At 33.0% G+C, this 23348-nt stretch carries 20 protein-coding genes; 18 read left to right on the forward strand and 2 right to left on the reverse strand.

What is annotated here, in order from left to right; all coding sequences use genetic code 11:
• Positions 1-504 precede the first annotated feature (504 nt).
• The 5 genes from Q1A01_RS22895 (at position 505) to Q1A01_RS22915 (ending at position 7539) form a co-directional block, all read left to right on the forward strand.
• The gene (locus tag Q1A01_RS22895) at positions 505-1527 is read left to right on the forward strand and encodes a hypothetical protein (RefSeq protein WP_299685670.1); all 1023 of its coding nucleotides are present in this window, start codon (positions 505-507) and stop codon (positions 1525-1527) included.
• A 187-nt stretch (positions 1528-1714) separates the two neighbouring features.
• The gene (locus tag Q1A01_RS22900) at positions 1715-4105 is read left to right on the forward strand and encodes a DUF2339 domain-containing protein (RefSeq protein ID WP_299685672.1); all 2391 of its coding nucleotides are present in this window, start codon (positions 1715-1717) and stop codon (positions 4103-4105) included.
• Complete coding sequence (locus tag Q1A01_RS22905) at positions 4089-5321, forward strand: DUF3999 family protein (RefSeq protein ID WP_299685675.1); 1233 nt, start codon at positions 4089-4091, stop codon at positions 5319-5321. Before Q1A01_RS22900 ends, Q1A01_RS22905 begins: the two co-directional genes overlap by 17 nt.
• A gap of 15 nt (positions 5322-5336) precedes the next feature.
• Entirely contained in the window at positions 5337-5708 is a 372-nt protein-coding gene (locus Q1A01_RS22910; protein ID WP_299685678.1) for a ribosomal protein L7/L12, read from the forward strand.
• Between the two features lie 250 nt (positions 5709-5958).
• The gene (locus Q1A01_RS22915; RefSeq protein ID WP_299685681.1) at positions 5959-7539 is read left to right on the forward strand and encodes an FMN-binding glutamate synthase family protein; all 1581 of its coding nucleotides are present in this window, start codon (positions 5959-5961) and stop codon (positions 7537-7539) included.
• A gap of 196 nt (positions 7540-7735) precedes the next feature.
• Here the strand turns inward: Q1A01_RS22915 and Q1A01_RS22920 are convergent, their stop codons facing one another.
• Positions 7736-9550, reverse strand: coding sequence for a hypothetical protein (locus Q1A01_RS22920; RefSeq protein ID WP_299685683.1), 1815 nt, complete (start codon positions 9548-9550; stop codon positions 7736-7738).
• A 188-nt stretch (positions 9551-9738) separates the two neighbouring features.
• On the opposite strand from Q1A01_RS22920, the gene Q1A01_RS22925 reads away from it, so the two are divergent.
• Entirely contained in the window at positions 9739-10257 is a 519-nt protein-coding gene (locus Q1A01_RS22925) for a hypothetical protein (protein ID WP_299685686.1), read from the forward strand.
• A 116-nt stretch (positions 10258-10373) separates the two neighbouring features.
• Here Q1A01_RS22925 and Q1A01_RS22930 read toward each other — a convergent pair whose 3' ends face one another.
• Positions 10374-12467: a M1 family metallopeptidase gene (locus Q1A01_RS22930; RefSeq protein WP_299685689.1), complete on the reverse strand. Its 2094-nt coding sequence runs from the start codon at positions 12465-12467 to the stop codon at positions 10374-10376.
• A 177-nt stretch (positions 12468-12644) separates the two neighbouring features.
• Between Q1A01_RS22930 and Q1A01_RS22935 the strand changes: the two genes are divergently transcribed.
• The 12 genes from Q1A01_RS22935 (at position 12645) to Q1A01_RS22990 (ending at position 23136) form a co-directional block, all read left to right on the forward strand.
• Positions 12645-12950 (forward strand): hypothetical protein, encoded by a 306-nt coding sequence (locus Q1A01_RS22935; protein WP_299685692.1) that lies wholly within the window; start codon positions 12645-12647, stop codon positions 12948-12950.
• A gap of 115 nt (positions 12951-13065) precedes the next feature.
• Entirely contained in the window at positions 13066-13977 is a 912-nt protein-coding gene (locus Q1A01_RS22940) for a biopolymer transporter ExbD (protein ID WP_299685695.1), read from the forward strand.
• Between the two features lie 157 nt (positions 13978-14134).
• Positions 14135-15031 (forward strand): hypothetical protein, encoded by an 897-nt coding sequence (locus Q1A01_RS22945; RefSeq protein WP_299685698.1) that lies wholly within the window; start codon positions 14135-14137, stop codon positions 15029-15031.
• Between the two features lie 85 nt (positions 15032-15116).
• A complete protein-coding gene (locus Q1A01_RS22950; RefSeq protein WP_299685701.1) occupies positions 15117-15509 on the forward strand; it encodes a hypothetical protein in 393 nt (130 codons plus the stop codon).
• Positions 15502-16020, forward strand: a complete 519-nt coding sequence (locus Q1A01_RS22955) for a hypothetical protein (protein ID WP_299685704.1) — start codon at positions 15502-15504, stop codon at positions 16018-16020. Before Q1A01_RS22950 ends, Q1A01_RS22955 begins: the two co-directional genes overlap by 8 nt.
• A gap of 298 nt (positions 16021-16318) precedes the next feature.
• Entirely contained in the window at positions 16319-17866 is a 1548-nt protein-coding gene (locus tag Q1A01_RS22960; RefSeq protein ID WP_299685707.1) for an alkaline phosphatase family protein, read from the forward strand.
• 371 nt (positions 17867-18237) lie between these two features.
• A complete protein-coding gene (locus tag Q1A01_RS22965) occupies positions 18238-18990 on the forward strand; it encodes a hypothetical protein (RefSeq protein WP_299685710.1) in 753 nt (250 codons plus the stop codon).
• Between the two features lie 169 nt (positions 18991-19159).
• Entirely contained in the window at positions 19160-20212 is a 1053-nt protein-coding gene (locus Q1A01_RS22970; RefSeq protein WP_299685713.1) for a histidine kinase, read from the forward strand.
• On the forward strand, positions 20205-20978 hold the full coding sequence (locus tag Q1A01_RS22975) for a LytTR family DNA-binding domain-containing protein (RefSeq protein ID WP_299685716.1): 774 nt from the start codon (positions 20205-20207) through the stop codon (positions 20976-20978). The genes Q1A01_RS22970 and Q1A01_RS22975 overlap by 8 nt, the downstream gene beginning before the upstream one ends.
• 253 nt (positions 20979-21231) lie before the next feature.
• Positions 21232-21729 carry a hypothetical protein gene (locus tag Q1A01_RS22980; protein WP_299685719.1) on the forward strand — a complete coding sequence of 166 codons (498 nt, stop codon included), beginning with the start codon at positions 21232-21234 and terminating at the stop codon, positions 21727-21729.
• A gap of 81 nt (positions 21730-21810) precedes the next feature.
• Positions 21811-22302, forward strand: coding sequence for a hypothetical protein (locus Q1A01_RS22985; RefSeq protein WP_299685722.1), 492 nt, complete (start codon positions 21811-21813; stop codon positions 22300-22302).
• Positions 22303-22713: 411 nt separating this feature from the next.
• Positions 22714-23136 (forward strand): hypothetical protein, encoded by a 423-nt coding sequence (locus tag Q1A01_RS22990; protein ID WP_299685725.1) that lies wholly within the window; start codon positions 22714-22716, stop codon positions 23134-23136.
• Positions 23137-23348 lie beyond the last annotated feature (212 nt).

Here is a 23348-nt window from a genome sequence, read left to right on the forward strand (position 1 = left end):
TGTAAAATGCGAAGCACAAAAAAGAAATAACTTTCCGTGTCACTATTATCATCAGATGACTACTGATTATCTTGGTAGTTAACATACGGTGAAAGGGTGGTTGTTATTGATTTTTTTGTAAAATGCGAAGCACAAAAAAGAAATAACTTTCCGTGTCACTATTATCATCAGATGACTACTGATTATCTTGGTAATTAACATGCGGTGAAAGGGTGGTTGTTATTGCTTTTTTGTAAAATGCGAAGCACAAAAAAGGAATAACTTTCCGTGTCACTTTTATCATCAGATGACTACTGATTATCTTGGTAAGTGTAACTAAAACCTATATTACAAGACGTATAGTTTCTCAATAACACTTGAACAGACAATGAACATACTATTTTAAAATACCATATTTCATGTTCTTAATCTAGATAAAAATACAGACACCTATAAAAAATGCACGCTGAAATAGAAAACTTACAATATAGTATTAAAAGGAAACATGTTTTTAAGTATAAACCTATGTTTTCTGAATCATTTAAAACAGATCTCACTGATAATCAAATCATACCATTGATACTTGAAGTTTTTGACAAATTAGAATGGATTGTTGTTTTTACTGATAAAAAATCTATTGAAGCCAAAAGAAAAAATAGTTTTAATAAACCCACCGAAAAAATAACTGTAACTAAAAGTAATTCAGGACAAATTAAGGTACACAGTAAAACAATTGACACTCATTTTTGGGATGTTGGAAGGAACTCATTAAGAACAGGTCTATTTATTGCTGTTTTCAAAAAACTAGCTACAGAATATAAGGCTAGTGGAAAAATTATAGAACTAACAACTGAATATGAAAACCACACTAATTGGGCTGATTATGAAATACCCCCAATATTACCTAAACCTAAACCATCAAAAAAGCCTAACCTAACACTTACACTATTAGGAGGAATTCTTATTTCAATTATAATCGGATTAACCGTTGGCTTTTTAACGCAAACATTCGTTTATTTCATAGGTGTTTATGAATTAATTATAGGCTTAGTTATAGGGTATTTATTTAGTAACATTTTAAAGGAAACTAACTATGTGGATTACTCTAGAATTCAAATAATGATAGGAGGTATCGCTATTGGTGTTTTTCTGATAAGTTTATATACCCAGTATTATATAATAATTACAGAAGAAAGACTGTTAGGTATTACCTTTTTTGAATTTATCAAACTACGTGTAGAAAGCGGATTAATGATCAAAACTTTAAATACAGGTCCTTTAGGACTTATTTTAAGTTGGATTCTTCAAATAACATTACCATTCTTTATAGCACAATCTAAAGTCGCAATCAATTTAATGAGCTATTCCATTGAAAAAATTCCTGAAAAAGTAATGGAATATGCTGTTTATTTATTAGAAAATAACAAATCTGAAAGTGAAATAAGAGCTGAATTATCTGCTAAGGGTTGGAATAAAAAAGAAGATCAAGACAATGTATTTGAAGCTATTGGCTCAATAAATAGTTTCCAACTAAGTAATCGCGAATGATAGTACAACTTATAAAATAGTATAGCTATTTATTTTGTAAAAAGTATAACTACATACGAATCATAATTCACTACAATAATTTAAGTTATATTTAATCATTAGAACCTGTTACTTAGTAATACCTAGATTTGATACTGAGCTTTTATATAGTGTGTATCAAAAGGCTAACCATCTTATCATCTAAAACATGACAGAAAATCAACATAAGATCAATCAGCTTTTTAAAGCTGTAGAAAGACTATTGCAAAAGCAAGAATCTATTTCTAGTGATATTACGCTTTTAAGAAATGAGATACAGAAAGTACAAGATGATGAACTAAAAAATGAAGTTAGAAATGAGTTTCTTCAGGAAGAAGAAAAACCAAGCATCCCTCCTATCCCTGAATCTACTCCTATTAAAGAATCTGTAGCTATTACACCACCTTCAAAAATCACTTCTTTTGAAGAGCAAAAAAAAGAGCAAGTTCTACAGCCAAAAACTAGAAGTCCAAAAAAGAAAACATCTAAAACTAAAAATGAATTAGAGAAATTTATAGGTGAGAACTTAATTAATAAAATTGGAATTGCTATCACCGTTATTGGTGTTGCTTTAGGTACAAAATATTCTATAGAAAATGATTTAGTGAGTCCGCTTACTAGAATCATTCTAGGATACCTAGCGGGTATAGGTCTTTTAGGCTTTGGCATTAAGCTCAAGAAAAAATATGAAAACTATAGTGCGGTACTCGTAAGTGGCGCTATTGCCATCATGTACTTCATTACCTTCTCTGCTTATAATTTCTATGATTTAATTCCTCAGACCATGGCCTTTGGCCTTATGGTGGTATTCACCATTTTTAGTGTCATTGCTGCCATAAACTATAACAAACAAGTGATAGCACATATAGGTCTCGTAGGTGCATATGCCATCCCATTTTTACTGAGTGATGGCTCAGGAAGAGTCGCTGTTTTGCTTAGCTATATGGCTATTATTAACGTAGGCATTCTTATTATTTCATTTAAGAAATACTGGAAACCATTGTATTATTCATCATTTGGACTTACATGGCTTATTTTTCTAATTTGGTATGTTACAGAATACCAATTAGAAGAACACTTCCATCTAGCCATTACGTTTTCAGTTATCTTTTTTGTCATCTTTTACCTCACATTTTTAGCCTACAAACTCATTAAAAATGAAAAATTCGGTATTGAGAATATTGTTTTACTACTCTTCAATTCTTTTATTTTTTATGGATTAGGCTACGCTATACTAAGCAGTCATGAAACGGGCAAAGAACTAGTTGGACTATTTACACTATGCAATGCAGTGATCCACTTTATAGTGAGTATTGTTATCTATCGTAAAAAGCTTGCCGATAAGAATCTATTCTATTTGGTAGCAGGTTTGGTACTTGTATTTATTACCATTACAATACCTGTACAATTAGATGGTAATTGGGTAACATTACTATGGGCTACTGAAGCAGTACTACTCTTCTGGATTGGAAGAACAAAGCAGATTCCTGTATACGAAAAGCTATCATATATTGTAATGGCAATTGCTTTCTTTAGTCTTATTCATGATTGGAGCAATGTCTATGGTACCTATAATACATCCATAAAATTTGATCCTATTGTTAATATCCATTTTTTAACATCCCTATTTGTTATTGGAGCATTTGGAAGCATCCAATACTTAAATAGTCATAAAAAGCATACTCCCCCATTTAAGGCAGAAAGTCAACTTTCAAATATCATTTCATTTATCATTCCATCCGTTGTTATTATTATAAGCTATATGGCTATACGATTAGAACTAACTGCATATTGGGATCAACTTTTTAATGACAGTACTATTTCTCAAGAGATGGATAGTAAAACTTATATAGATCGATATTTTAACTACAGCCTACGAAATTTCGAAACTATCTGGACGATTAATTACTCGTTGCTATTTTTCGCAATACTTGCATTTTTGAATCTTAAGAAAATTAAAAGCAAGTCATTAACCTATATAAGTCTTGTTTTAATGACACTCATGATCTTTGCTTTTTTATTCCGCGGACTCTATGAGTTAAGTGAATTAAGAGAAACCTATTTAGCACAAACATTATCAGAATACTATCCTAGAGGTTCCTTTTATATAGGCATACGCTATGTATCTTTTGTATTTGTAGCCATTGCACTTTTCTTATGTTATACCATCACACGACAAAAATTTATTCATAAAAAACTACACATCCCATTTGACATCCTATTGCACATATCCTTACTTTGGATTGCTAGTAGTGAGTTAATTCATTGGATGGATATGGGTGAATCTGAACAATCCTATAAACTTGGACTTAGTATTCTTTGGGGTATCTACGCATTACTACTTATCGGATTAGGTATCTGGAAAAAGAAACAATATCTGCGTATTATGGCCATTATATTATTTGCTATTACACTTATCAAACTTTTTGTATATGATATTGCCCACCTTAATACCATTTCAAAAACGATTGTTTTTGTATCCTTAGGAGTATTGTTATTGATCATTTCATTTTTATATAATAAGTACAAAAACACTATCGCTAATGAAACGACAGATTAATATTTGTATAGGAACACTACTGCTTGTATGTTCATATTCGTATGGGCAAATGCAAGAATACGCATATAAACGTGAGTTGAAAGGAATTCAGGATCAATGGCACAAGATCGTGATACCAGAAACTATGTTTGGTACGCTTTCGCGAAAGCTTACTGACATTAGATTATACGGGATCACAAAAGATAACGATACCATCGAAGCACCTTATTTCCTCCAGAAAACCACCGATCAAATAACGAGTAATGAAGTCACTTTCAACACGCTGAATACATCACATAATGATACTGGTTATTTCTATACTTTTGAGGTTCCATCAGAAACAGCAATCAATCAAATAGACTTGGATTTTGGACAACAAAATTATGATTGGCAACTTACACTAGAAGGAAGTCAAAATCAACAAGAGTGGTATACTATTACAGAAAACTACCGCATTGTTTCCATTAAAAATAATGCTACCGATTTTGAGTTTAGTAAACTTACATTTCCAGATGCAAAGTATCGCTTTTTTAAATTACGTGTGGCGACAAAGAAAGCGCCCGACTTACGAAAAGTGAGTATTTCACAACAACATACCATAGAAGGCTCTTTAAAAACATATGATATCAAGGCAATAACTACAAATGAAAACAAAGAAGCAAAACATACCGAAATAAGTATTGAACTTCAACATGCTGTTCCTGTAAGTTATTTAAAAATGAACCCTACAGCATCTTTTGATTATTATAGACCCGTCACTATCCTATATCTAGCAGATAGTCTTGAAACACAACAAGGATGGAAATACAACTACCGTACACTAACATCTGGTGTATTGAGCTCTGAAGGTAATAACGAATTTAAAGCAACAAGTACAACCGCCAAAAAACTAAAAATTCGTATTCATAATCAAGATAACCAACCTTTAACCTATGGTGATCTTTCTGTAAAAGGATATACGCACGAACTCATTGCACGCTTTACTGAACCTGCTACATATTTCATCACCTATGGAAAAAAGTATGCAAGCAATCCTACCTATGACATTACAAAGTTTAAAGAAAATATTCCTTCAGAAATAAAAACAATAACACTTGGTGACCCAATCATTATTGAAAAACCTGAAGCCACTACTACTGCTCCCTTGTTTGAAAACAAACTATGGCTTTGGGGAATTATGGGACTTATTATCCTTATTCTAGGTGGTTTTTCATTAAAAATGATCAAACAGAAATAAGTGAAAGATTCAACTATGAAAATTTCTATAAACAATACGCTTCTTAATAAAACTGAAATTCTTTCACTCATTAATAATCAGAAGAAATTATCAGCTATAAAACTGGTAAGAGAGCAATTGCAAGTGGGTTTAAAAGAAGCGAAAGACATCGTAGATTATTTAGATGAAGATCCTAATTATTATGATGGCAAAAATCATACAATTGATATGATTCCAAGAGAATTATTTAAGGATTCAAATAACATAAAAACATCTCAGACTATAAAAAGTCATCAACAGCAAAAAACACCATTTATTGAAAGATCAAAGACAGGTTCTAAAACCTATATCATTATATTTCTTGTGGTGATTATTATGATATTAATGTATTTGTATATCACTAAATAAATCAATGATTTAGTTTTTTTGATTCAAGTAGAAAACAGTTTTTTTGACTGATTGAAGTTTTTGTTGCATTCCATAGCAGCGCAACGAAATAATAAAAAGATAGAGATTGAGTGAAAAAGAACATTTTTATAACGAATAGGAAAAAATCTAAATAACTTTAACGATAGGACTCATATCGAAAAGGAATTTTAATATATAATTTGACCATTCGTAAAGACCATCGTATTTTTAAGAAAAATTACATTCATCTATGGATACTATTTTAGAATTTTTAGGAAACATTGCTTGGTGGGGTTGGCTACTTATCATTTTTGCATTTATTGCGCTACGTGATATTTTTCAACGTAAACATACCATAAGCCATAACTTCCCTATTGTAGGTCATATACGTTATATGCTAGAAAGTATTGGTCCAGAAATGCGTCAGTATTTTGTAGCTAATAACAGAGAAGAACTTCCTTTTAATCGTATTGAAAGAGGTTGGATTTACGCTTCCGCGAAAAAAGAAAATAACTACGAAGGTTTCGGAACAGATAGAGATATCTATGCGCATCACCATATATTTATCAATAATGCGATGATGCCTTATAAAATAGCCGATAATCACCCGAATAAAATTGATAAAACCTTTTTGCCTTGTGCCAAAGTAATTGGTGCGCATCGCAAACGAAGAAGACCTTATCGTCCAGCTTCTATTATTAATGTAAGTGCGATGAGTTTTGGTTCGCTTAGCGCCAAAGCCATAGATTCTCTAAATAGAGGCGTAAAGATTGCAGGTGCGTATCATAATACTGGTGAAGGTGGTCTCTCTCCATATCATAGCAATGGCGGCGATGTGGTATTTCACTTCGGAACAGGCTATTTTGGTGTTCGTGCAGCAGATGGAGGTTTCTCTATGGAGAAAATGGTGAAATTGGTAGAAGACAATCCTTTTATTCGTGCGATTGAAGTAAAACTCTCACAAGGTGCAAAACCTGGAAAAGGAGGTGTATTACCTGGTGCTAAAATCACACCAGAAATCGCTAAGATACGTGGTGTAGAAGTGGGTAAAGATGTACTCTCCCCTCCTACTCATAAAGCATTTTCTAATGTACCAGAAATGGTTGACTTTATCGAAGAAATAGCCGAAGCTACAGGATTACCTGTAGGAATAAAAGCTGCCATTGGTAAGTTAGAACAATGGGAAGAACTGGCTGATATTATGAAGAAAACAGGAAAAGGTCCTGACTTTATTACGGTAGATGGTGGTGAAGGTGGTACGGGTGCTGCTCCACCTAGTTTTGCAGATCACGTATCCTTACCATGGGTCTATGGGTTTAGTGATTTATACCGTTTATTCCAAGAGCAAGGACTCTCTGAACACATTGTTTTTATTGGTAGTGGTAAACTAGGGTTTCCTGCCAAAGCTGCTATGGCTTTTTCTATGGGAGTAGATTGTATTAATGTCGCTCGTGAAGCCATGATGAGTATTGGTTGTATTCAAGCTCAAATATGTCACACCAATCGTTGTCCCGCTGGTGTCGCGACACAAAGTAAATGGCTCCAAAACGGAATTAATGTCCCACTCAAATCTGATAGACTTGCACAATATTTTAAGACATTCAGAAAAGAATTTATCGAAATTACTCATGCCGCAGGTTATGAGCATCCATGTCAATTTAAAATGAGTGATATTGAGATCAATTTAAATGATAATAAAATCTCATCAGAGTTAGATAAAACCTATTGCTACAAAAAAACACCTGTTCCTTTTAACGGTATGCAAGAATTGTACGATTGCAAGTATTTAGGAGGGAAAAATAAAGCTGAAATGGAGAAAGCACATGCATAATTCATATATTTCTTTATACGCTCCTGCTTGCCAGCGAGGCAGGTTCGCGAAATCGAACTTGCGAGATTCACGACCAGAGGGAGAATGAAATGATAAAGCGAGTTGACGAGATTCACAACCCTAAGGAGAGTGAAGTGACAAAACATAAAAAAACCCACTCAACACAAGTGGGTTCTTCTTTTTAGAATAATATGCATTAATCCCTAAGTACATGTACCGAACCACTGATAGGTTGCACTACTGCCGAATTATCTGAATAGGTTCCTGAAAATGTAATATCAATATAATCTCCTACGGCGCCAAACGCATTTAATTGGAATGTGATATTAATAGGAGCATTATAATCTATATCAATTTGAGATAGCACTTCAAACATTTCCATTTCAAAAGAACCAGGAGGCGCTTGAATACCATTACCCCAAGTATATGTTCCTACTACAGTATCTGAACTACTCATATAGAAAAACTCGTTTCCATTATTAGCATTAAGACTGAAAGAATTTCCATTATCATAGGTGTTTATTGGAGAGGTCAAGAAATGTTGTACGCCTTCTGCTTCCCATTCTATATATTCTGTCACTGCATTACACGAAGTAATAGTACCTAACATCGTTGTAGGAGGTGTAAACGTATAGTTAATCACACCACTTGACTGCTGATTTGTAATATCAATCGCTTCTAAAGTAAACACATTACTTGCTGGGCAGCTAATTAAAAAGATATCAAAAGTTCCAGAAGTTACTGGCTCATAAAATATATTTCCTCCATATGTTAACACTACATATCCATCTGTAATTGGATTATTAGAACAATCATTAAAGTTTCCAATCACCTGTTGTGATGTTGATGATCCAGGATTTACACTAATAGGTCCATGGGTAGTGGGTCCAGCAAAAGGTCCTATCACATCTGAGAACACTGAGTTTCCACATAAATCTACTACTTCAATTGTCATGGTTAATCCAGAAGGCACTTTTCCACATACTTGTCCGTTTTGATCGGTCACCCCAGATCTTGGATACGGTGTATTTGGGCTTGTAATCGTTACCGTTGTATTTGCTAAAGGATTTCCATTATCATCTAATATTGTTGTACAAAAATCGACTACAGGAAAAGGGGCATCACAATTCCAGAAAGAGAAGTGAGATACTTGTCCTACGTACTCATTACCCTGCAATACCGCTTGACCATCTTCTATCCAGTATCCAAGTTCGTCATCAAAACTCCATAACGGAATAGTAGTAGGTGCTACACCTTGCAATGCTGGATCTAAAGGAAAACGTAATTCTGCAGGATTATTAGGATCTATATTCAATTCATTACCGCTGGCATCACGTAACTCAACAGAGATCATTCCAAAGGTTTCAAGATATACCTCATCTCCTGTAACATCCTCTGCATATAACATTCCTGGCATTACCGCATCTAAATCTTCAGATGCAGGATCTAAGTAATCTAAAATTACATCTACAGTTCCTGAATAGGCATTTCCATTTTCATCAATATAATCACCTGGTAAAGCAACCCTAGTTCCATTTCCTAATTGTACAGTTTCTGAAACACCACTGTTTACGGTAGCAGTTACATCTGCACTCAATAACATGACTTTTACACGATTGGTTCCATCGGTAGGGCGTAAAGCTCTACCACTGGTTACATACCCAGAAGCCGTTACTCGCACATATGCAAATTGCTCATTCACGGAAGCATTCTCCACAGAAAAAATTCCATTATCATCAGTTGCTACCATTTGTGCCCCTACTTTTACAAGAGCCCCTTGTATCGCATTATTATTTTCGTCTACGACTTGACCAAAAAAGTCTCGATTGACTACATTTCCAAAAAACTGATCTAGATTCCCCGTATCAGTTGGATCATTATTATCATCTATAATCACCGTATCATCTGGTGTATCTGAATTATCATCTGTAAAATTATCATCGCGTTCACAAGAAGTACATACTAAAGTGAAAGCTATCATGATCATGGTTAAAATTCTAAGCGTTTTCATAATTAAAAATTTTGTTGTTACACCCCTATATCAACCCTCTTTAAATATTGTTACCCCTAAAATTCATTTTTTTGAAAAAAAGATGAAATTTTAAATGTCCTTCACATAATAAATACAACAATCATATACTGTACACGTTGTAAAACTGTTATAAATCATTTACATTAGTCATCCCAAATTTTACATCCATGGAACAAAATTTAGTTAACCTAGCCTTTAATTTACTTCCAGCAATTGTTGTTGCAGGTATTTCCTATTACTTTTTTAGTCAGTATACCAAAAGTGAAGAAGGGAGAAGGCGTTTTCTTTTGCATAAGGCTAACCAATCTTCTGCACTACCCCAAAAATTACAAGCGTATGAACGTTTAACACTGTTCTTAGAACGTATCTCTCCTGGAAGTTTACTTATACGTGTAAAACCTTATAGCGATGATAAAAATGAGTATGAAGCACTTTTACTTCGTAGTATTGAACAAGAGTTTGAGCATAACTTAGCACAACAAATTTATGTTACTGAAGAATGTTGGAATGTTGTACGTACCGCAAAAAATGCAACAATTTCAATCATTCGTAAAACCAATATGAGTGGAAAAATAGATAATAGTGATAAGCTACGCGAGACTATTTTACAAGATCTTATGGACCAGCAAGCGCCTAGCGAAGCTGGAATTACCTATATCAAAAGAGAAGTCGCTGAGCTTATTTAATTACTAGTATCTTAGTAGTATGTCAATCTGAACTTGTTTCAAGTTCTCGTTCTAAATGTAGCATATTGAGATTTCGAAATAAATTCGGGACAATACTATGCCTATACCCTAATAAACTATAAATCAATTCGTTTTAAATACGCCAATTCCTTTTCAGACAATAAGGGCTTAACACTGGTCATAATATCTTTGATACGCTCTTCTTTGACTAATTGCTTTAAAAGCCTACGGGAGTTTTCTCTAAATCGCCAGTTATGATGCGTACAGGCTTCTACTAGATTTCTAAGGCTTGTGCGATTAAAGGATTGGATTTGAGATAAGAATTGAAATGCGTTTTCGCGTAATTGAAAAGGATGCATTGCTCCAGTATATGATACTAACTCATCATATCGTGCTCCTGCTTCATCGCTCTTATACTCTTGTGTGGCAAGACTTAATGTAAGCCATAAGGTACGGATATTCCCATCAGAAAACCCAAACTGATCTTCCATTTGCGTAAGCAATGCTTTTTGTTTTTTTAAATTCGTATTCGCACGATATAAAAGCCATAACTTCAAAAAAGCTTGCTCTCGTGTCACATAACTATCATCCCGTAAAAAACTCTCAAATTGGTATTCTAAAGGAGGGGAAATCTGTTCTACAGAGGTAGCAATGGCCTGACGCACCAAGGTATTCTTACTACTAAAAGCTTGTTTATACAAACCTATACTCTGCTGCAAATTTGTACCTACAAGTTGATATACAGCTTCCTGTCCTAAGTAATCATTAGGAAGTCTTAAGGCATTGTCCAACTGTTTATATTTCTCATTTAAAGAAAGTGGTCGTAAGGCTTGCAGTTCAAAATAAGAACGCATAAACGACGATTTCTTTAAGGATTCTAATGCTTCGGCGGCTTGAAAAGCACTCTGATAAAGCCAATTCTTTTTATAGGTTGTCAAATCTTGCCCTGAAACGGCTTCTACCTCAGCAAGAAAATCATCGGTAGTGACATTTTTAAACTGATACTTTGTAAGGTAATTTTTAACCGCTTTCGCGAAAGCGGACACCCCCACCGTCTCTTTTAAAATGTGTAAAGCCCAGGCCCCTTTTTGATAGTACGTCAGACTACTTCCGCCTGTAGCTACCAATTTTTGTCCTTTCCCATTATCGCTTAACTCACGTAATTGCTCTGCCGATTCGTATAACTTATAATAGAAATAATCATCTCCAAATATTTCACGTTCTGCTAACAAGGCATAGTACGTAGCAAAACCTTCTTGCAACCAATGATGCTTACTTTTAGTAGCAGTTACAAAATCTCCAAACCACTGATGTGCCAATTCATGCGCATTGACATTTACATAATTACGATCTGTAAACCCAATACTATCAACTACAAAATTATCTGAAAATATCGTCGCACCTGTATTTTCCATACCTGCATACAGAAAATCCTTTACAGGAATTTGCTTGTAGTTCTGCCACGGATACGGAACACCAATTTCCTTTTCAAAAAAATCAAAAATCTGTTTCGAATAGCGATAGGTAGGTTCTGCTAGAAAAGCATCTTCAGGATAGTAATAAAACTCTAACGGAACCCCAGAAGTAGATGGGAAATTTGTTTGTTGATACGTTCCTACAACTAGGGCTACTAGGTAACTAGACATAGGTTGTTGCATATCAAAACTCCAAACCGTTGATCCTCCAAGTGTTTCTTTTTTTATCATTTTCCCATTGGAAATCACCTGATAATTGGACGGAGCAACTACCGAAATATCAAACTCTATTTTATCATTTACATCATCAATACTAGGCAACCAATGTGAAGTATATTTCCCTTGTCCTTGTGTCCAGATTTGATCATTCCCTCCTTCATTGACAAAATATAAGGTTTGTTTTGGCGTAGCGTTATAGGCAAATTGTACGGTATATTTTTGGGAAGCTTTAAAATCTCCTTTAAAAACGATATGTTCTTTTTGTGCTGTTACTATCGCAATATCAGAACTATCTGTGACCGACATATGCTTAGCATCCAAACGTACTTCTGCGACATCTTCAAAAGGCTTAAAACTCACCCATACCTGTCCTGCTATACTTTTGGTTTCAAAGATAGGTGTGACTAATGCACGTATACTTTGTATATCTACAGTCGCTGTTTGCGGTGCTATGTCTTGTGTATACGCTTTCGCGAAAGCGAACACAGTAACCATAAAAGAAATTAGATATTTCATGGTTTAAAAATACAATTATCTCATGGCTTACACGATATCAAAAATGCATGTATCGTATATTTTCACAAGAATTTAGGAGTATTAAATCCAAATTATACAACCAAATCACGCTCATTTCAAAATCTTGTATATTTAATACCCAACGAATTATGATATTCTAATACTGTATGACCATTCTTGAAAATCCTGTTTTATGGAGGAAATCACGGTATTTCTGATTATAATGCTTTAAGAAAACTTCCTATTTGGAACTCGCATAACACTGGAGATCGTAGAGCAAACTATAACAATGCTGAGCGTAAAATTGCTAGATTGGAATCAGAAGGGGTTTCTTTTCATAAAACCAACAGTATCGCCAATACTGATTACAAAAAATACGATCATATTTTTACCGCTACCCATAGTGACAGCCATGATGCATGGACAGAAATGTATTCAGATCCTAGTGTATATAAATGGTTTCTGAAGTATACTAAGAATTAAATAAGACTTTAGGCTATGATCATTAAAGTTATTGTAATTTTAGATGTTACATACTATGATATTTTTCGTCATATATTGAAATTACTAATAGCAACATAGCACAATCAACTATCTTATGAAATACCACTTCTGTATACTTTTTGTTTTGGGAAGCCTATTCATTTCTTGTCAAAAGCAATCTGAACGAGTAGAATATAAATTAATAAATTGTATTTATGAGACTTACGATGATCAAGGCACTCAGTATAAAAAAGCATTTTTTGATTTTGAACAATCACTAATTACAGAAAAAATTCTAGAAGATACCTCTGGAAAAAGTTATAAGGCATTATTTGAAAAAATGGCAACTGAGAATACATTTAGCCAGTGGCCTTCCTCATCATTTATGAATAAGATAGCAGCCATTGATGTAAAACAAAATGTTGAATCATATCAAAATTGCATAGCAGCACTAGGGGATCTTTCGCAAAGTAAATTACAATCTGTCATGAATATTATCAATCAGTCAAATACAGATGAATTTACACCTGCAAAACTTGCTACTAAAATGTTGGAAGTCCTTGATGAAGAAGACTTCGAATTGGAATACTATAAGATGAATATCTTTGTCTTATTTGAAACCATCAATTATACAAATGATAGCGGATTAGTTAGAAAATTACCTGCTATAGAAGAAATGAAAACTACAACATCAGATGTAAAGAATGCTATAAAAGTAGCTCTAAATGGAGAAAATAAAGTTTTAGTAAATGGTAAAAAAGTAAGTTTAGAAGAACTAAAATCTCAAATTCATGACTATGTATCTAAAAATACGTCTGAGTCAATGATCATATATCAATCTGATAGAAAAGCAAGTTTCGCTAAGTATGTCGAGGTTCAAGAAGCTATTTCTGGGGAAATAAAAGCATTAAGAGCCACACTTGCAAAAGAAAGATATCATACCGATTTAGAAAAACTTACCAAAGAACAGCTTACTGAAATCAGAAAGGTATATCCTATGAGAATATCAGAGAAAGAACCTCAATAAGAAACATACGTAGACGTATTGTAAAGACTAGAAATAGTACCCCTATTATAATCTTGATGCATGAATAGTACTTTGACTCATTCAAAAGACCATTTTACACATTATCGTTTTTTTACCATATACTATTGAGTGATATTTGAGCAACTAACAGCCAACAATGAAATTATTTATTGCTATACTTTTAAGTCTTAATTCCTTTGCTGTAATTGGCCAAGAATTAAATGGAACTTGGTTATATGATAATCAACGTTCTTTTATTTCAAAAAATGATCGTTTTGTTACCAGTGATATTTTTGATTTTTTTGGAGATTATAGTATAACAAACGATACTTTAAAAATTAAACATCAGTATCCTGAACGAGAGTGCACAACTACAGAAAACGGTCAAACTATAGTCATCCCTTGCTATGATTCTATTCCAAATTCATGGTTTAAAATAACCCAACGAACTTCAGATAGTCTCTACTTGAATCCTATAAATCGATCTGCCATCGCAATTTCAGCAAGATTAAAGAATAGGTTTTGGGATCAATCAAAATTGATTATTTCTGATTCAAGTTATATGCCTGACTATTTCAAAACCATTAAATTATACAATTCAAACACGCTTATCGAAAAAATAAATTGGTCAAAAATTAGAGTATCATGGAAAACAAAAGGTTGGCATCAAGAATTTTACAATTATTTAGAAATAGATCACGACGGAACATTTAAAGTGTTTAAAAAGACGAGTTCCTATAAAAAAGAAGACGAGTCTGCACTTCATTATTACAAAGGTACGTTGACAGAAACGCAACGTCATCAATTAAAAAAAGATGTAAATACAAGTAGTTTTTTCCATTTTGAAATAGATGATATTGGACTTTCAACGCATGGCGCTTTGATCAAAATACAGGTAGTCACTGACACCAAAAGAAAAACACATATGGGCTATCGCTACAAATATCCAACCCTAGCATCTCCACTTCTAAAAATGTTATTATCCATTGTTCATCAAGAAACGAACAAACAACAAGTAAAGCCTTTTAAAATTCCGAGTAAATTTAAAAAGTAATATATTATTGATACGAATCCAAAAGTTATTGTAATTTTAAATAGTAATATATTGTATTCTTTTAACGATATAAAAAACTCTAAAAATGAACTTTCCCATTTTAAATATCTCACATGATAGATGGTATGATGATGATATTATGGATTACATTAGTTTTGATGAGTTCATTTATACTAGAAAAGATGCTATTTTTAATGAGCTATATAAAGATCAATTATTTTGCGATTGTGACGGTGTGATATTTAAGGCCATTAAAAAAGCAGAGATGACTCAGAAATGGCGTAATTGGTTATGGTTTATTCCTAATGTCTGGAAAACAGAAATACTCTTTGAACCAACTCATAAAAAACTAACCGTAGATGAACTACGAAGTTATCTTCTCGATAGACTTGCTGAATTGACAATGGACAAAGAACTAAAAAAATGGGAAATGAATATACGAAGAGCTACTAACCATTTTGAACTCATCTATGGATAATAAGAGGATTCTATTTGTTATCAGTCTATGTATATCGATAAACCTCTTTGCTCAAGAAGAGCGAAAAATCTTTAGTGATGAATTTAAAAAGTTTGTACTTCAATGTGAAACTATTGGAAACGTCTTAATTGATAAAAATAAAGAAGCTAAAATAAGTGACTGGTATGAAGGTGAGGAAACAGAATTAATTGCTTCTTATCTCAAGCAACTAGAAGCAGATATAGATGCTTCAACACTTGAGGTAACATATTATTTAGTAATGCTAAAAGAAAACCCATTAGTATATAGTTTTCATTTTTTTAATAAAGAAACCAAAGAAGAATTTGGGCAATTATTTATCAATTTTCAAACTGGAGACAATATATTAGTAGACGATCTACACTATGTTAGCAAAGCTAAAATAGAAATGCTAGATGTTGAATCTGATAAAAAAACGGGACTCATTACGATTCCGCCACCGCCGCCGCCGCCGCCATCTCCTTTAAAGAAAAAGAAAAAAAGTGGTTATTAAAACATATGATGAAACCAACAGAAATCACTAATAGGGATTAAAAAAGGCTACAAATACTTTCTCAATTATATACAGAGATGCTATTAGGATCTAATAGCTTATTCCTCAAAATACCGTTCCCAACTTTTTAGTATACACTTTCAAAGAACAAAGTGGTGCAGAAGTTTATACTGAGTACGTCAAAGTACAAAAGCGTACACAACAATTTTACAACACAGACAACAAAAACACTTGTAATTAACTCATTTTCAGACTATATTAGACACTATTAACCAAATCATTTAATCTATTTATAGTTATGACGGATGCTACCAAAATTAAACATGTTGTTGTGATGATGTTTGAAAATCGCTCGTTCGACAGTATGTTGGGCTATTTATATAAAGACAACAATAACGTATCTCCTTTAGGACATCCCTTTGAAGGCTTGACAGGCAAAGAAAGTAATCTTGACAATGCAGGAAATGAGATCAAGGTATTTCCTATCCAGAAAGACGATCCGTATGCGTATTTTATGCCTAAGAAAGATCCAGGAGAAGGTTTTGCTAATACCAATTTTCAACTATTTGGCGCTGGACAACCTCCGTTCCCTAAAGGTATAGAAGACAATCAAGGCTTTGTACGCGATTTTCAAAGTACTATTAACAATGGACCTCTGGAAAAGAAAGAAGAAAAAGACGATCCACTATTAATTCCCAAAAAGAAAAAAGAATCCGATACTCCATATCATAAATATCACAGTGATGCCTATAAAAAATGGTTAAAATCTTCGCCTCCATCCGACCATGTATCTGAAGTTCCAGATTTAATGAATGTGCAGCCCAAAGACATTATGGGGATCTATACACCAGATATGCTACCCGTACTTTCTGGACTAGCGAAAGGTTATGCCGTATGTGATCACTGGTATTGTTCTGCGCCAACAGAAACGCTTCCCAATAGAGCTTTTACGCATATGGGAACTTCCCAAGGGTATTTATATGACGAAGTAAAATCATACAGTGCCAAAAGTATCTTTAAGCACTTAGCAGATCATAACCACTCGTGGGGTATTTTTGGAAACAACGGAAACCCATATACGGTTGCTTTCTGTCAAGATATTAAAACACCCTATCCTCCAGGATGCATGACAGGAAGTTTTGATACTTTTAAAAATGCATTAACTGATAAAAAATTACCGACGTACACATTCCTAGAGCCGATTTGGGGACACAAAGGAAATAGCCAACACCCCAACTATAATGTTGCTTTAGGGGATGCCTATCTTCTTGAAATTTATAACGCATTAAAATCGTCTGATTATTGGAAAGATACGCTACTCATTATTACCTATGATGAACATGGAGGTTGTTACGATCATGTGCCGCCACCAACAAATGCAGTCTCGCCACCTGCTACCTCAAAAGCTTTTGGTTTTGACTTTACCCGATTTGGTGTTCGCGTTCCTACGGTTCTTATTTCTCCGTGGATCGAAGCAGGAACGGTATATCGTACTAAAAGTGATACGCCATTAGATCATACGTCTATTTTGGCGACTTTAAAAGCTTGTTTTGACTTACCTCCACTCACCGAACGTGATAAAGCCGCACCAGACGTAACCGATGTACAAACGCTTTCAACCCCCAGAATGGATGATCCTATGAAAGGCGTGATTCCTCCTGTAGCACATCCTTCGATTCAAATCCAACCCCATGCCTCTCAAATTCAAAAAATGCATGCCGCTGCCTTAGCTGAAAAAGCCTCGCGGGAAACTGGAAGTACTGTGACTCCTCCTGAGTTTCATAGTGGGGAGGATGTGAATAAGTATATTGATGAGATGCATAAGCGGTATTATAGGGAGGAGTAATATTTAGTTTTTACGCTTACGCGAAAGAGTATACAGTTTGTTTTTGATATAGATTACGGGAATCCGTAATGGAGTGTAATTTGTATAAGGTATGTTTACTTATGAGAATATAAAATCCTCCGCTAGCGCCAGTTTGTAACTGGTGCTTAAATCAAGTATCTATAAGCTATAAAAACCATTAAATCGCATCCCACAAACATCCAATAAAACAAACTCCTTCACAAAATAAAAATCAGTAGTTTCTAATATATGTTGGTAATTCACTCTACCCCACTTTTCCTTAGTTCTATATAATTTTTCCTGCATTCATCAGAAACTCATTTTTTAAATGGGGAAATGCTTGCAGTTTTGTGTCAACATTAAATCTAATTATGATGAAAAACACAAAAAAAGAACTGGTATTTTTAAGAACATTTGCAATGACTACAGCTTTAGGAATACTAACATTTGCTTCCGTCGCTTTTAAACAATCTGGTAATCAAAAATTCGGAACCATTGATGTAGAACGCATCAATATCGTAGAAAAAGACGGAACAACAAAAATGGTGATTACCAATGTGGCAGAATTCCCTAATGGACAAGACTCTATAAATAACAGAGAAGTAAATATAAAGCGTAAAAAACGTGCCGGAATGTTATTCTTTAACGAAGACGGTATTGAATGTGGAGGGTTGATTTATGATGGTAAAAAGAAAGAAAACGGACACAGCTCCGGATTATCTTTAACCTTCGATAAATACGATGGAGATCAGGCTATGCAATTGCTACATACCGATACCAAACGAAATGGAGAACAAAGCTCTAGAAGTTCATTAAGCTTTAATGATTTACCAGAAAACGCTACCCAATCTAATGTAGCAAGAGCATGGGAAGAGTTAGATGCTATAAAGGATAAAAAAATATGGAAAGAAACCTATAATAAATATGCTCAAAAAGGAATACTAGGTATTACTAAAAGACTGGAACTAGGGAATCTTGGTAAAGGTCGACCAAATGGTTTGTTCTTATATGACGATGATGGAAATATGAGAGCTATGTTTTGTATAGATTCAGGAAACAAGGTTCGATTAGAAATGTATGACCCAGAAGGGAACAAGGTAAGTTCTTGGCCTACAAATAAATAAACGACCTTGGAGCAAGTCCACGAGGAATTGATAAGAAACTGAATTTCAATTTCGAGACTAACCTCGGAGTAGTAAACCCTTTGGCGGTGCCAATAAAATTAAAAATTTACGATGGAGTTTTTTAATGAAATTTCATCGTAAATGCTATATATTTATCATTATATACTACATGAAAAAGATCATACAATATCTAAAAGAGAATCAGACCTTTATTCTTTTTCTATTTGTATTTAGTTGGGTATTAATGCTCAAAAATAAGATAGGACTTGCAAGTTCTTGGGATGATTTTGTCTTTCATCCAGATGCCCCTTTTTGGGTTTTTATAGATGGATTCCTCCTATTCATATTTACAGACTTTATTAAAAGAAAAAATGAAAAAGAGATGGTAACCCAAACGCCATCTATATGGACGTATCTCAAATTTTTCGGAATAAGTTTTGTCAGTTATTTACTTATTAAAAACCTATTTGGAATACTGGTTTCCCTTTCTTTTAATACCGTCGCTAGAAACTTTAATTCTTCGTACCAAATAACCTATCGCATTTTTAGTCAAATTATTGACTTTATCATTTTTGGTGGTTTCTCCCTAGCCTATTTATATTTTAAAGATAATAGAGCGTATAAGAAAAAAATAAACGCTTATAAAATAAGTGATTCAAAAAGTAAAATACAGCAACTGAAAGCACAATTGAATCCGCATTTTCTTTTTAATAATTTAAATGTTTTAGATCAACTTATCGAAGAAGACCAAGAGAAAGCTTCTAATTTTTTAGCACAGTTTTCAGAATTGTATCGCTATGTCCTAAAAAATGCTGATAGAGAACTTATTGCGATTCAAGAAGAAATAACCTTCACTCAAAACTACTTTAAGTTGATGGAAAAAAAATACCAAGGATATTATCAATTACACATTGATGAAACTATTAAAACATCTCATACCATTGTTCCTCCGTTTTGCTTACAAGTATTGATTGAAAATGCTATTCTACATAATCTAGGAACCACAGCAAACCCAGTGATTATAGATATCTCTATTGAAAACGGAATTAAAATAACCAATAACAAAGTAGTACACAATACAAAGAAAAAAGGAAACGGTATTGCCCTAAAGAATCTATCCGAACAATTTTCACTATTAACAAACGCTTCTGTTCGTATTGAAGATACAGAAGATCGTTTTACAGTTATTTTACCTTTTATTAAAATGAATCATAATGATTAAAGTAGTACTTATAGAAGACGAAGCGCCTGCAAGAAAAAAACTCAAAAATTATTTAGATAAACTCGGCGAGCCTATCCAAATTATAAAAGAACTTGAAACAGTTGCCGAAACACTATCATTTTTTGAAACCATTCCTGAAGTTAATCTAATTTTCTCAGATATTGAATTACGAGATGGTAATGTTTTTGAAGTCTATAATCAAATAACTGTTGATTTTCCTATTATTTTCGCTACGGCTTATGATCAGTTTTGGATGAATGCATTTGAAACGAGTGGTATTGAATACTTATTAAAACCCTATACCTATGACCGCTTTGAAAAAGCGTGGCATAAATACACTTCGCTAAAAAGCAACATGACTATCAATAACAATGATATCTTCAAAAAATTAGATGCCTATTATCAAAATAAAGTAGAAGTGAAACCTGAATATAAAGAATACATTCCAGTAAAATCTAACGGTAGCATCTACTTTTTAAAAATACATGATATTATGTGTATCCAATCCGATTACGGGGTTGTTTTTGCTTATGATTCAGCGAATAAAAAGCATGTATTAAATCAAACGTCTCTTAAAGAACTACAAGACATATTGGATCCAACCCAATTTTTCAAGATTAACCGAAGCGAGCTTGTAAGTAAAAATTATATTGAAAAAATAAGTCGTTATACGAAAAACACAGTTGCTATTCATTTAAAATCGCACATCTTAAAAACAAGTCAAAACACAACAGCTGCATTTAATTCTTGGATGGGATTAAAATGATACTAGATGAAAATCTTTGCGAATTTTCTATTCAAGTCTGTATTTGCTAATTTAGTTACGGAAACACACAACTTATCTTACACAAAACCGTTGTAACACATACGAATAAAATCCATGAAAATAATTTTCACAAGTCTAATTTGTTGCTTATTTACAACCTAATCATTTAGTTAAGGTGCTAAACTTTTTTTTTACACAAACAACTCTAAGACAATAGATTAAAAAATAGCTACTAAAAGCTCCATATAGTAAAATGAGTTCTTATAATCTTTATCCAAAATTAAAAATCACACAACAAGACTATCTTGAATACAATACTTATTTTGTGTCAAATGTTTATGATAAAGTTCCTGAAAAAGACATTAAAGACAGACTACAATATATAAATCAAATGTATCAAGAGAGACACACTATACTAAATGATACATCTATTTTAGAAATTAATAAAAAAGTAAAAAAAGGATTGAGGTTTGATAAACGCTTTTTTTTATCTGCTGCTTTTTTTGCAACGATTCTATTGTACTTTGGTATAAAATATATGAAACCAATTATAGGCATTAGTGCTTACTATAATGTTCCTAAAGTTTATAATAATCCTTGGGAAATTATTCTTGTAGTGCTTATTTTTCTATTGGCTTGGTGGTATGAGAAAAAAAATTACAAAAGAAAACTTATAACAGGAGTTAAACATAGAATGATTGCCAGTATTGAAGAATACTATACCTCTCCAGAGTTCCGAAAAAGAAACTGAACTAATATGCATTATCAATTAAAATATAGCCCCTTTAGTAATATCAGTTTATAATTGGCATTTCATAAAATTGGACCAAGAATGAAACGAAATAGTGTCTATGACAAAGAATATCAATCTACAGTTGCAATATTGATTAAGGAAAAAAATGAAGTTTTAATTACAGTAAGATATCCATACCAAGCAGGTAATAAAGATTTATATTTAATTGACTCTATAGAATCTTTTAAGAACTTACTAAACGATAGGGAATCTAGAGATTTAATAGTAATTGACAATTCGATTAAAAAAATAACTCAAGGAATTGTTACTAAAGAATTTATGAAAGAAGCACTAAACAAAATTAAGATTCAAGCAGAAGAGAGTTTGGTTGTTATTTTTCCTGAATTTAATGGCAATTTAGACTATTGGAATGATGCTATCGAAAACTTAGAAGATTTACAAGACTATTTAACCATAAATAAAGGGGGTTACGCTTATATCTATAGAGAACCCCATAAGCTAGTAGAAAGTGAAATGATATATGCTTATGTTCCTGATTCTGATGGGGAAATTCGAGCAGGAGTATATTGATTAGAAATACAACTCCCATACAAGTCATTAAATCACATTCCATTTGATAATGATATAACTCTTCTTTCTTATCACTTTAATTCTTCTTTCCTATAAGAAAACGACCTAAAATTTTATAGTAAGTATCAAATCTAACTTTTTGTATCTCTTTTTCATAGCCATTAGGGAAAACCATAATGAAGCATGATTTTAATAGGGTATTTTTACTATTAATGACACATAGTTAACAAGCCTATAGGTATTGAATAACATAAGGTTGAGTAGAAACATTATGGACGTTTTACTATGTACATTAAAATAGAAAACTACTTCTAAACAGACCTACAAGGTATTTATATAAAATTGAATTTAAATTTCAAGGCAAGCCTTAGAGTATTAAACCTTTTAACGATGCCTATAAAATTAAATATTATGAAGAAAATCTTAATTACATTTTTGATATTATTTGCTAGCATAACAACTGTAGTTTCTCAAAATTCAAATATTTTAAAACTCAGAACCACTGAACTAGCAATCAAATACCTAGAATCAAATAGTTGGGGAGATTGGAGCGATTGGAAAGATACTAACGTGCTAGTCGTTTTCGATCTTGATAAAGATAGAATCAGAATTTTTTCAAAAGAAACACAAGTTTATGATGTTATAGAAGACGAAGGTCAAAGTTATGATGATGATGGAGATGAGATTTACTCATATCTCTGTGTAAATGAAGACGGTAGTCGATGTAGAGTAGAATTATGGAAAAGGTATAGAACTAATGGATCTTCTTATAACCAATTGTATATTAAGTTTTCTGACATGCGCTGGGTATATAATCTAGATGTGATTGATTGAAAAAATAACTCAAACATATAAATAATGCTAGGTTTTTCATCTTATTCTAAAGCAAAACAATATAGAAAGTCAGAAATAGAACTCCCATAAAAATCATTAAATCGCATTCCATTGGATAATGGATAGGTATTTAACTTCTTATATTTAGGAAGACGAGACGGAAAGTTTTCTGTTTTTTGTCCTAAAATCTACAAAAAACAGAAAACAACCAC

The sequence above is a fragment of the uncultured Dokdonia sp. genome (assembly GCF_947492815.1).
In the GTDB taxonomy this organism is placed as follows: domain Bacteria; phylum Bacteroidota; class Bacteroidia; order Flavobacteriales; family Flavobacteriaceae; genus Dokdonia.